Here is an 11,541-nt window from a genome sequence, read left to right as displayed (position 1 = left end):
GCGCTCGTAGCCGATTGCAGCCGTGTGATGGGTCCCGACCATCCGGACACACTCGAGACCCGCGACTACCTTGCCATTGCCTGCCGCGACGCGGGTGATGGACGCCGGGCGATCCGCCTCTTCGAGGAGCTGATCGGCGACGCGGTCCGGGTCCGGGGAGCCGACCATCCGGTGACGCTGAGCTTCAGGAACAGCCTTGGCTACACACGGCAGTTGGCGGGAGAGCACGGTGCGGCGGTGGCCGCCATGGAGGACCTGCTGGCGGACCGGATCAGGGTTCAGGGCGCCGAGCATCCGGCCACCCTCTCGGCCCGCGAGAATCTGGCGTACGCCATCCGCGACGCCGGAGATCACCGGCGCGCGATCCGGCTCTACGGCGAGCTGATCCGTGACCGTTCCCGGGTTCAGGGCCGCGACCACCCCCAGACTCTCGATGCCCGCTGGGCACTCGCCTATGTGTACAAGGAAGCCGGCGAGCACCGCCGGGCGACCGAGTTGTTCGAGCAATTGGTGCGTGATCGCGCGCGGGCTCTGGGATCCGACCATCCGCAGACGACGAACGCCCGGTTCTGGCTGGCCACCAGTCTTCGGAACGCGGGCGAGTACGACCGGGCCATCGGTCTCTTCGAGCAGTTGGCCGACGACGCCGAACACCGCTGGGGCGCAGACCATCCGGAGACGTTCGGCTTCCGGGGCGGCCTTGCCTTTACGCGGCAGTCGGCGGGTGCGTACGGCGAGGCGGTGGCCGAGCGCGAGACGCTGCTGGCGGACCGGATCCGGGTGCAGGGCGCCGACCATCCGGCCACCCTCTCGGCCCGCGAGAACCTGGCCTATGCCTGTCGCGACGCCGGAGATCACCGGCGGTCGATCGGCCTGTTCGAGGCAGTGCTCCGTGACCGTGTCCGGATCCAGGGGCGCGACCATCCCGATGCGCTCAGGGCGCGTGCGTTCCTCGCCTACGGGCAGCAGCTGTCCGGAGACTACCGGGAGGCGGTCGCCGGCCTGGAAGCGCTGCTTGCGGACCGTACCCGGGTGCTGGGCGCTCACCACCCGGACACATTCGCCACCCGCTCGAGTCTCGCCGGGGCGCACCGGGCCGCGAGGGACCACCGCAAGGCGATCGGGATGTTCGAGGAGTTGGTCCTCGACCACGCGCGAGTTCAAGGCGCCGACCATCTGAAGACCTTGGACTTCCGTTGGCAGTTGGCCTATGCGTGCTTCTATGCGGACGAATATCCGCGCGCCATCCTTCTGTTCGAGGAATTGGTTGCGGACCGTACAAGGGTTGGCGGGCCCGACCACGCAGAGACGCTGAACACCCGCTTCTGGCTCGCCCACACTCTTGGTGCTGCGGCGCACCACCAACAGGCCGTACGTCACTTCGAGCAGATGATCCACGACAGCACGCGGATTCTGGGTGCCGAACACCCGCACACTCTGGGCGTTCGCAATGGCCTGGCACTCGTCCGCCTGGGAGCAGGTGGCCACCGGCGCGCCATCGCCGAATTCGAGGCGCTGCTCGAGGACCGGGTACGGGTGCAGGGCCCCGACCACTGGGCCGCACTCGTCGTCCGCTCGAATCTGGCGTACACCTGTCAGGAAGCCGGAGAGTACCGGCGCGCCGTCGCACTGCGCGAAGAGCTGGTCCGCGACCGAGCGCGGATCCAGGGCGCCGACCATGCCGACACCCTGGAGGCCCGCTTCTGGCTTGCCTACGCCTGTCGTGGAGCGTGGGATCTGCGGCGGGCGCTGGAGCTGTTCCGGACGCTGATCGAGGACAGCGTCCGGGTCCGCGGCGCCGACCACGCCGAGACGCTGAACTGCCGCAACGGGCTCTACTTCACCCAGCGGTTGGCGGGGGAGTACCGGGAGGCGGTCGCCGGCTCGGAGGCGCTGCTCGCGGACCGGGCGCGGGCGCAGGGCGCCGACCATCCGGCCACCCTGACCGCGCGCGCGAACCTGGTGATCACCTGTCGGGAAAGGGGCGAGCACGAGCGGGCGATGCGCCTCTGCGAGGAGCTGATCGAGGACCGCCGCCGGATTCTTGGGCCGGATCACGTCCGTACGTTCGACGCCCGGCACGCTCTCGCGCACAGCCACCGGGAAGCAGGCAATCACGCCCGAGCCGTCGAGCTCCGTGACGAGTTGGTGCGCGACCTCGCCCGGGTCCAGGGCCCCGACCACCGGGACACGCTCTGGGCGAGGCACGAGGCTGCGCTCGACCGGCGCGCCGGTGGAGAGCTCGCCAGGGCGGCTGAGGGCCTCGCGGCGGTGGTCGTGGACCGGATCCGGGTGCTGGGCGCCGATCACCACAGCACGCTCATCAGTCGTGCCGCCCTCGCCAGGACCCGGATGATGTCCGGTGAGTACGCCCAGGCGGTCGAGGGCTTCGAAGCCCTGGTGGCGGACCGTCTGCGGATCAACGGCCCCGAGCACCTGGCCACCCTGGACGACCGCAAGGATGTCGCCCTCGCCCACCGGACGGCCGGTGACCACCGTCAGGCGGTCTCCCAGCTGGAGGAGCTTGTCCGCGACAGCAGTCAACTCCATGGCGACGACTTCCCCTTCACGCTGCAGGTGAGAGCCGCGCTCGTCCTGGTCCGCACGGAGACCGGGCCGCCCGGTCGCGCCGTCGGCCTCGCCGAGCGGCTCGTGGCCGACTGCACCGGACGGTGGGGTCCGTACAGTCCGTACACCCTCCAGAGCCGTGAGGTGATGGCCCATGCGCTCTTGCACGCGGACGACCCCCGCCGCGCGATCGAAGTGCACGAGTCCGTCGTCGCCGACCGGTCCCGCGTCATCGGGCTCGGTCTGCCGGACACCGCCGCAGGAATCGCGCGCGTTCACCAGCGTGCCGACGACTCTCTGGCGACTGTCGTCGCATACGCTCAACGGCCTTATGGACTGCGAGGTTTCCCCGCACCGCTCGAGAGCCTCGCCCATGCGTACGGCGAGGCCGGGGACTGGCACGCCGCGATCGATCTGCTCCGGGGCCTGTGTGCCGGGCGAGTTCGGGTTTTCGGCCCCGCCCATCCCCGGACCCTGGAGTGCCGTACCCCGCTGGCGATGGCCTGTGCCGCGGCGGGTGAGGAGGACACGGACGGTTTCGGGGCTCGCGAGGAGCTGCTGGCCGACTGGGAACGGACCTTCGGCAAGGACCACCCCCGGGTGGCCGGTCTGCGCCGCAGGTTCGAGCAGATGACCCCCGCCAGGAGGTTCAGGGTCACCCTGCTCGACGACGCCAACGTCGGGCAGTCGGCCAGGATCGAGGTCCGCCTGGAGAAGCCGGGCAACAGGGCGATCGCCGGGCGTCCGGACGCCGCTGCGGCTTCGCAGTGCGGCGAGCCGGAGTCCGCTGCCGCAGGCCCGGAGCCCGAGACCGTCGGGCAAACCACCGCCGACGCCCTCCCGGCCCTGCTGCTCGTGGCCGGCGTCCGCTCCGCCGCCGCGATCGAGCCGGCCGCCACCGAGTACACACCGGGCGCCGCACCGGCGGCTTTCGTCTTCACGCCCGCCGAGCCGGGCGCGCACCGTATCCGGCTGACGGTGTACGACCAGCGGTACGGAGTCGTACTGCAGGATCTCGAAGCGACAGTCGATGTACCGGGAACACCCCGCGGGAGGGACTGAACCGCATGTCCATGGACCTCGCGATCGAGATCCGGCAGAACCCGTCGTTCGACTTCACGGCCCTCCTACCCCCGCGCGACAGGCCACAGGACGGCGTCGGAACGCGCGAGCCGCTCGATCTCTCCGTGACCCTTCGCCGATCCCAGCAGGACCGGCTGCACATCACCGCCTTCCGCCCGGGCGAGCGGTCCCCCCGGACGCGGATCCACAACGCCCACTTGGAAATCACCGAAACCGCGGTCCTGCGCGGCGCTGCCCGGCTGCGGTCCATCTGGCGCGATCGGCTCGTACGCCACCAGCCCACGGACGCCGACGGCATGTCCGACGGCAGCTTTCCGTTCGCCGAATCGGCCGATCTGACCCCCATGTCCGCGCTCTCCCGGCGACTGACCGAGGAACTGGCCGATGAGGGCCGCTATCTACTGGACAACCTGCTCGACGGCAGCAGCGACGAGCTCAGATACTTCCGGTCCTTCCTCATCGACACGCTGGCCGGTGAGGCGTCGCTGCGCATCACCTTCGACTCGGACCTCTATCTGCCGTGGCCGATGCTGGCCGTGGAGCCCGCAGGCAGCGACAAGGACGTCTGGGACAGCTTCCTCGGTCACCGGCACCAGGTGGAGCAGACGGGCAGCCCCTACGTCCCGGTGCAGGCACCGGGAACCTCCCGCTCTCTCCCCGTGACCAGCCTCAACACCGACTCCACGCTGGAGATGGTGGCGAAGGCGCCCGAGGTGCGCAAGCTGCTGGAGGAGCGGTCCCATCTGACCGTACGCACCGAGTCGGAGACCTTCCTCGACGCGCTGTCCGGCGCCGTGTTCGACGAGGACGTCATGTACTTCTGGTGTCACGGACACTTCGTCGAGAACGGCTCGCCCCATCCCCATCTCGCGGTCCGGCTCTCCGACGAGCGGCAGATCGACGCCGATCTCGTACTGCGCCTGCGAGGGCGCTTCCTGGGTCTGGACGACGCGCGCTTCCGCCCCTTCGTCCTGCTCAACGCCTGCCACACGGGCCAGGCCGCGGCCGCGCCCGAACTGGAGCATCTGGGAAAGGCGTTGATTCGGCTGGGGGCCGACGGGGTGCTCGGCCCGCAGATCGAGATTCCCCAGGTCTTCGCCACGGAGTACGCGTACGCCTTCCTCGATCTCTATCTCGCCGGCGGCAGTACGGCGGGCGAGATATCCCAGGCTCTGGTGCGCCACTTCGCCCGCGAGTTCCACAACCCGCTGGCCCTCACCTACTCCCTGCACTGCGGCATCGACAGCAGAGTGGAGCTCGCCCGGTGAACCGCAGAGCAGCTGCCAGGAAAGCAGCCGTCAGGACCGCCGCCCTGCCCAGGGCGGTCGAGGTCGACCTGGACGAGAAGGGGCGGTTGCTGGTCCCTGGTACACCGACTCCCGTACCCACCGCGCGCCTCACCGAGCACCTTGCGCGGCATCTCGCCATCCCGCCGCGAGCCAGCGACATCTACGTGTATGTGCACGGCTGGCAGACCGACCCCGGCACGGCGGCGAAGACGGCGGCCACTCTCGTCCAGCAGGCGCGGACGCTGTACGAGGTCCACCCGGAGCGCTACCAAGGGCTGGCCGCCGACGGCCGGGGCTACCGGCCCTGGTGTGTCGCCGTGCGCTGGCCGTCCTCCAGTCTGCCCACCCTGGCCGGATACCGCAGAATCCGTGACCGGGCCCACGCCATGAGCACCCCACAAACCGGCCATGCGCCCTATGTCCTGGCCCATCTGCTCGGCTATCTCGACGAACACCGGGCGGACCCCAGGGAACCCGCAGTTCTGGCCAACCGCAGTGGCCAGTATCTGCATCTCGTCGGCCACTCCTTCGGGGGACGCTTCCTGTGCGAGGCGGTGCAGCGGTCGGCCGAGCGGCCGTCGGGGCCCGCGGTCCTCGGCTGGAGCACGGCGAAGGACCCCCGGCGGCCGTTCACGGCGGACAGCGCGCTGATCTTTCAAATGGCCGCGCCGCGAGACGCCTTCGACCGTCTCTTCCCCACCCTCTTTCCCTCGGCCGGCCGCCTCGGCGCTCCGCTGAGCGGCCCACTGGTCCTGACCCACTCCCGCTGGGACCGGGCCACCGGATTCTGGCATCTGAGGGCCGAGGGCACTCCTGGCATCGGCCACGCAGGCACTGGTGTCGCACCGGTTCCGCAGTTCACCACCCGGATCCGGCCGGTGGACGTCCCGTACGCGCTGGCCGACTTGGACCACCGCATCGTCAATGTGGATGCCAGCCGGCTCTACCGCGGTGGGCGACGCACGCGTCTGGCCCCCGCGGGCGCGCACTCCGACTTCCGGCGCCCGGAGTCCGCCCATCTGATGGTGAGCCTTGCTTCGCTGGCGCGCTGACCCACACTGGAGGTATGTGCCGCAGCATCAAGACTCTCCGCCCGCCCGTCCTCCCCGAAGAGGCCACCGAGGAGGACATCCGGGCCGCCGCCCTGCAGTTCGTGCGCAAGGTGTCCGGATTCCGTGCCCCCGCCGCGCACAACCGTGAGGTCTTCGAGCAGGCCGTCGACGAGATCGCCGAGGCGACCCGCAGGCTGCTCGAAGGGCTCGAGGTGCGTGGGTCCGGCGGGGCCGCTAAGCGGCCGGTTCAGGAGCCGGAGCCGGACGCCGCATGACGTACGCGGCCAGCGCGCCCGCCGCGAACAGCGCGAGCACCGAGACGGCCGCGCCGACCCAGCTCGCGCCGAGCCACTGGCCGCCGAAGTAGCCGAGCCCCACGCTGTAACCCGCCCACGCCACGCCTGCCAGGGCGGACCAGGGCAGGAACTCCTTCACCTTGCGGTGCGCCGCGCCCGCGCCCAGTGAGACGACCGAGCGGCCGGCCGGGGCGAAGCGGGCGATCACGACGAGGGCGCCGCCGCCGCGGCTGAGGGCCGCGCCAAGACGCTCCTGCGCGGTGGTCAGCCGACGCGAGCGGGCGATCGCCCGGTCCAGCCGGTCGCCGCCGCGCCAGGCCAGCCGGTAGGCGACGAGGTCGCCGAGTACGGACGCGGTGGCCGCGCAGAGAATCAGGACGAGCAGCGAGGGCACCTCGTGCGGGACCTGTCCGGCCGCGGTCTGGACGGACCCGTTGGCCGTGGCGCTGGTCGAGCCCGCCGCGGCGGCGGTCGCCGCCGTGATCACCAGGACTCCGCTGGGCAGCACGGGCAGGAAGACGTCGAGAAGTACGGAAAGCGCCACGACGGCATAGATCCAAGGGCTGCCGGTCAGCGACCCCACACTCTCAAGCACCCGAACTCCCCCCGGTTTCGGAAAAAACGCCGCGACGTCGCAGGGGAGCGGCAGGGGCGGCAGTACAGCTGTACAGCGTACGCCTGGGGTTTACCTCGAGATCGTCCGGGGGCGCTGATGTTGTGATCCTCACGTCCGCTCAGCCTCACATCTACTGAGCCTCAGGTCTGCTGACCTTCACGTCTGCTGATCCTCACGACGCCGGGCGTGCGGAGAACGCGAAGCGCCCGGTCCCTCGTCGTACGGGGCCGGGCGCTTCCTCTGCTTCGGATGCGGCGGGTGGGTCAGGCCGCGACGGCCGTGGCCTCCTCCTGCGCCGACCGGCTCGCGCCGCGCGGCGCGAACAGCCGGTCCAGCGCCAGTGCGCCCGGTCCGGTGAAGACCAGCAGCAGGAAGGCCCAGCAGTACAGCGCGGACCCCTCGCCACTGTTCTGCAGCGGGAAGAGGCCCTCCGGCTGGTGAACGGTGAAGTACGCGTACGCCATCGAGCCGGAGGCCACGAAGGCGGCGCTGCGGGTGCCGAGGCCGAGCAGCACCAGGACGCCGGCGACCAGCTCGATCACCGCCGCGTACCAGCCGGGCCAGGTGCCGGCCGGGATGGTGCTGCCGCCGGCCGCGCCGCCGAGGACGCCGAAGAGCGAGGCGGCGCCGTGGCAGGTGAAGAGCAGGCCGACGACGATGCGAAACAGGCCGAGCACATAGGGCTGGGCCTTGTTCAGCCGGGTGGACAGCGAGGGATGTGCCATTGGGGGGCTCCTTCGGTCTGGGGACGTGAACCGACGAGGGAAGCCCTAGGTTAGGCGGACCTAATCAATGCTTGCAAGTTCAACATTTGGTGGGCGGCCGATTTCCGCCCTGGATTCCGTTTCCGAACCCCGCTGCCATTCCCGCGGTGTTGCGAGCGTGCGCAGGGCGGCGCGCGCCACCGCGTCCGCGTCCGACAGCGTCACCGAGTCGACGCCCGGCCTGGCCCCGGCCGCGGTCACCCAGTGCACGCCCTCGGTGGGCACGCCGATCGCGAAGCGCCGAGGGTGCGGACGACCTTGACGGTTGATCAGACGGTACGGGCGCTGTGTTACGTCCACCCCTCCGGTTTCGTAGCCGTCGATGGAATGCGGGCGGCACTGGCCGGTCTTCAGCAGCCGCTCCAGCAGATCGTCACAGGTCCGCCGGAGATCCGGCTCCGGCAGCCGCGCCTCGATGAGCGTCGTCGCCGTCACGAAAGAGCCGGGAACGTCCGGTGATTCGGCGGTGAAGGCCCCGTCCAGGGCCTCGTCCGACAGTGCGTCCGCCGTCCCGACGGTGGTGCGCGGACCGACGATCTCCAGGACGCCCGCCTCGATCAGCGCCGTCATCTCCTCGATCCGGCGGCGCGGCGGCCCGATGGAGAGAAAGGCGTTCAACGGGGTGTACCAGCGGTCGAGATGGTCGCGCCGGGAGGTGCCGGAGAGGCCTGCGTGGTCCACGATCAGACGCAGCTCGTTGCGCAGATCGCGCAGTACGTCGAGGGCGGCCTTCAGCGGGCCCGCGACATTGCCGAGCGCGGCCTGCGCGGCGTCCTGCCGCAGATGGCCGAGGAGCCAGGCGCGGTGCTCGGCGGGCGAGGCGAAGCGCTGACCGGCGTACGGGCGCGAAATCCGGTCCCAGGACCAACGGTCCGCCTCCGCGACCCCGAACGCGTCCAGTACGGCGGCCTCTTGGGCGCTGCCGTGGGGAGCGTCGAGGAAGCGGTCCCTGAAGCCGTGAGGAACGGAGCCTCGCGGACCGGAGCCTCGCGGACCGGAGCCTCGCGGACCGGCGAGCAGTGCCTCGTAGTGGACCGTCTCCACCTCCTTGGCCACCAGCGGCCATATCTCGGTCAGGAAGTCCGGCGGATCGCCCTCGTCCGCCCGCTTGCGGAAGACCGCGATCACATCCGGGGTGAGGACGAGCGGCTCATGCCGGCCGGAGGGGCCCTTGGCGTTGTCTCCGCGCGCCTGGTAGGGAACGCCGCGCCGCGATCCCGCGTACAGCCGCGGCTCGCGGCCCGAGGGCCGGTAGACGAGCTCGCCGCCGTCGCCGCGTACGAAGGTGCCGCCGCGGCCCGTCGTCAACAGGGTCATATGGTCGAAGAAGTTGAGCCCGAGGCCGCGCAGCAGAACCGATTCCCCGGGGGCCACGGCGGAGAGGTCGAGGTCGGCGGGGTTGGCCGGCTCGTAGTAGCGCAGGCGGGGGTGGCGGGCGGCGTACTCGGCGAGATGCGCCGTCGTCTGCCGGCAGACGACGGGCAGATGGCCCTGGGCGAGGATCACCGCGCACAGGCCGGTGAGCGTGGTGCCGTCGTCGAGGGTGAGGCTCTGCGTCGGGGTGGCGGCCCCCTCGCGGCGGTGGGCGTCCCGGTCGTCGTCGAGCCGTGTCGCCCGCGCCCGGTGGACCCGCACCGTCACCGTGTCCGGTGCGCCGCCCACCGCCCGCAGGAACGCCCACTCCAGATAGCGGCCGTAACAGGCCCGCGTCGGGTAGTCGTCGGGGCCGAGCCGCTCGTCGGTGTGCGCCGCCGCCCACTCGTACAGGCTCGGACCCGGACGTATCGGACCCTCGCAGGCAACGCTGTCATCCGTGAACAGAGTGACCTGCGAGGCCACCGTGTTCATCAGCAGTTCGGCGGGCTGGTCCGTGCGCCAGACGCGGCCCGGTCCCGGCGGTGACGGGTCGACGACGTGGACCATGAGCGGCGTCCCACGGGTGAGCTCGGCCACCGACGCGCAGAGTCTCTCGAGAACGGAGGTGCCGCGAGGGCCTGCGCCGACGACCGCGATGGCGCGGGTGTGGACGACTGCTGCTGATCGCACATCGCGTACGTCGGACAAAACGGGAACTCCCGGGGCATGTGGGGTGCTTGGAAGCGGAGCGTCCGGCTCATCATGCCGGGGGAGGGCCCTGGGTCGAACCCCTGGGGCGGAAGATCACGCTCCGCTGCGGGAAGGATCACGCTCCGCTGTGGGATGGATCGCGGTCCGCGGTCAGCAGTCGATCGTCCGCCGTCACCAGCAGCGCCGGCGCCCCCGCCACCGCTTGCGCCTGGTCCAGCCGCAGCCCGGCCGTGCGGCCGCGCAGCGTCAGCGTCATCAGGTGATTGCCGAACCAGGGACCGCCCGTCCGCCGCCAGTCGACCGGCGGCCTGCCCGTCCGGCCGTGGCGGGCGAAGGCATGGCCGAGCCGCCTGCCCGCCCGGCTCCAGCCGAAGCGGAACCCGAGCCGTATCGAGCGGGGGATGGAGTTGTGCACGGGAGAGCAGGTCAGTTGCAGCACCCGGGCGTCGGGTGCGCCGTCCGGCCACTTGGGCTCGGCGATGTACGCATGGTGCACGTCTCCCGACAGCACGCACACCGTCGCCGGGGCGTCGGGACCGCTGCCCGCCTCCGCGATCAGCCGCGCCAGCTTCTCGAAGGATTCGGGGAAGGCGGCCCAGTGCTCGAGATCCGCCCGTCTGCGCAGGTCCTCGCCGAACCGTGCCCATCGCTCGCCCCGTTCGCCCCGGCACAGCGCGGCGTTCCAGCTCTCCGCGTCATGGATCAGCGGCGGCAGCAGCCAGGGCAGGGAGGTGCCGATCAGGAGATGGTCGTACGTCCCTCGCCCGGCCAGTGCCTGCTCGCGCACCCAGCGGGCCTCGTCCGCGTCCAGCATCGCCCGGTTCTTCTCCTCCAGGACGCGGGCGGCGCGGGTGTCGACCATCAGCAGCCGGGTCCGGCCGAAGTCGCGGCGGTAGCTCCAGCGCACAGAGGCCGGATGGGCGTCCGCCTCGGCGGCGAAGTTCTTGAGGCGGTCGGTTCCGTCGGGGGAGGCCCGCACGGCGGCGTACAACTCGTCGGACTCCAGCTCCTCCGGCGAGAGGTTGCCCAGGTGCTGATAGACCCAGTACGACATCAGGCCGCTGAGGATCCGCTCCTGCCACCAGGGCGTCTCGCGCATCTCGGCCAGCCAGGATGCGCTGGTGTTCCAGTCGTCGATCACATCGTGATCGTCGAAGATCATGCAGCTGGGGACCGTGGAGAGCAGCCAGCGCACCTCGGGGTCGCTCCACGACTCGTCGTAGAGCCGGGTGTACTCCTCATAGTCCGCGACCTCCGCACCGGGTGGCTCGGAGAGATCCCGCCGGGCCGCGAGCCAGGCCCTGGTCTCCTCGGACGTCTCGTCCGCGTACACCTGGTCGCCCAGCAGGAGCAGCACATCGGGGCGTACGGCGGTGGGATCGGCCGCCAGCTCGACGGCGAGGGTGTCGAGCGCGTCCGGCCCGACAGGGTCGTGCCCGTCGGCGGGCGCGGCCGACCAGCGGCAGGAGCCGAAGGAGACGGTGACGCCGTCGGAGGGGACATCCGGCGTACGGATCGTGCTGTCCGGGAAGAGGGAGCCTTCGAGCGGCCAGACCTTGCGGCCGTCCAGCAGCACTTCGTACGCCGTTGTCGTGCCGGGCGTCAGACCGGTCACCGGCACCAGCGCGTAGTGGTGGCCGGCGATCTGGAACGTGCGCGAGGTGCCCTGTGCGCCGTCGGCGCACCGGACCTCGGCCGTGCAGGGCCGGTCGGCCTCCACCCAGATGGTCGCGCTCCCGCCGGCCTCCCAGTCGACGTACCGCAGCAGTGGTCCCAGGCGCAGTCCCGCCATGTGTGCCCTCCTCC

General features: G+C 71.0%; 8 protein-coding genes. 4 read left to right on the top strand and 4 right to left on the bottom strand.

All coding sequences use genetic code 11. The features are described 5' to 3' along the window. Positions 1 to 27 precede the first annotated feature (27 nt). The 4 genes from OG735_RS12995 to OG735_RS12980 are packed head-to-tail and all read left to right on the top strand — an operon-like array spanning position 28 to position 6,267. A complete protein-coding gene (locus tag OG735_RS12995; RefSeq protein ID WP_327323328.1) occupies positions 28 to 3,630 on the top strand; it encodes a tetratricopeptide repeat protein in 3,603 nt (1,200 codons plus the stop codon). A 5-nt stretch (positions 3,631 to 3,635) separates the two neighbouring features. After that, positions 3,636 to 4,919: a CHAT domain-containing protein gene (locus OG735_RS12990; RefSeq protein ID WP_327323327.1), complete on the top strand. Its 1,284-nt coding sequence runs from the start codon at positions 3,636 to 3,638 to the stop codon at positions 4,917 to 4,919. Then, complete coding sequence (locus OG735_RS12985) at positions 4,916 to 5,992, top strand: hypothetical protein (RefSeq protein ID WP_327323326.1); 1,077 nt, start codon at positions 4,916 to 4,918, stop codon at positions 5,990 to 5,992. Before OG735_RS12990 ends, OG735_RS12985 begins: the two co-directional genes overlap by 4 nt. A gap of 14 nt (positions 5,993 to 6,006) precedes the next feature. After that, on the top strand, positions 6,007 to 6,267 hold the full coding sequence (locus tag OG735_RS12980) for a DUF2277 domain-containing protein (RefSeq protein WP_327323325.1): 261 nt from the start codon (positions 6,007 to 6,009) through the stop codon (positions 6,265 to 6,267). On the opposite strand, the gene OG735_RS12975 is transcribed toward OG735_RS12980, so the two are convergent. The 4 genes from OG735_RS12975 to OG735_RS12960 all read right to left on the bottom strand — a co-directional run bounded on the left by OG735_RS12975 (position 6,227) and on the right by OG735_RS12960 (position 11,527). Further along, positions 6,227 to 6,883, bottom strand: a complete 657-nt coding sequence (locus OG735_RS12975) for a DedA family protein (protein WP_327323324.1) — start codon at positions 6,881 to 6,883, stop codon at positions 6,227 to 6,229. The two genes, OG735_RS12980 and OG735_RS12975, sit on opposite strands and share 41 nt — an antisense overlap. Positions 6,884 to 7,167: 284 nt before the next feature. Next, positions 7,168 to 7,629 carry a DoxX family protein gene (locus OG735_RS12970; RefSeq protein WP_327323323.1) on the bottom strand — a complete coding sequence of 154 codons (462 nt, stop codon included), beginning with the start codon at positions 7,627 to 7,629 and terminating at the stop codon, positions 7,168 to 7,170. Positions 7,630 to 7,689: 60 nt separating this feature from the next. Continuing rightward, a complete protein-coding gene (locus OG735_RS12965; RefSeq protein WP_327323322.1) occupies positions 7,690 to 9,732 on the bottom strand; it encodes an FAD/NAD(P)-binding protein in 2,043 nt (680 codons plus the stop codon). 118 nt (positions 9,733 to 9,850) lie between these two features. Continuing rightward, entirely contained in the window at positions 9,851 to 11,527 is a 1,677-nt protein-coding gene (locus OG735_RS12960) for an alkaline phosphatase D family protein (protein WP_327323321.1), read from the bottom strand. Positions 11,528 to 11,541: the final 14 nt, after the last annotated feature.

Origin of the sequence: Streptomyces sp. NBC_01210 (assembly GCF_036010325.1) — a bacterium.
Lineage (GTDB): Bacteria > Actinomycetota > Actinomycetes > Streptomycetales > Streptomycetaceae > Streptomyces.
The sequence above is the reverse complement of the archived record's forward strand: the minus strand, read 5'-3'. Positions and strand labels throughout refer to the sequence as shown.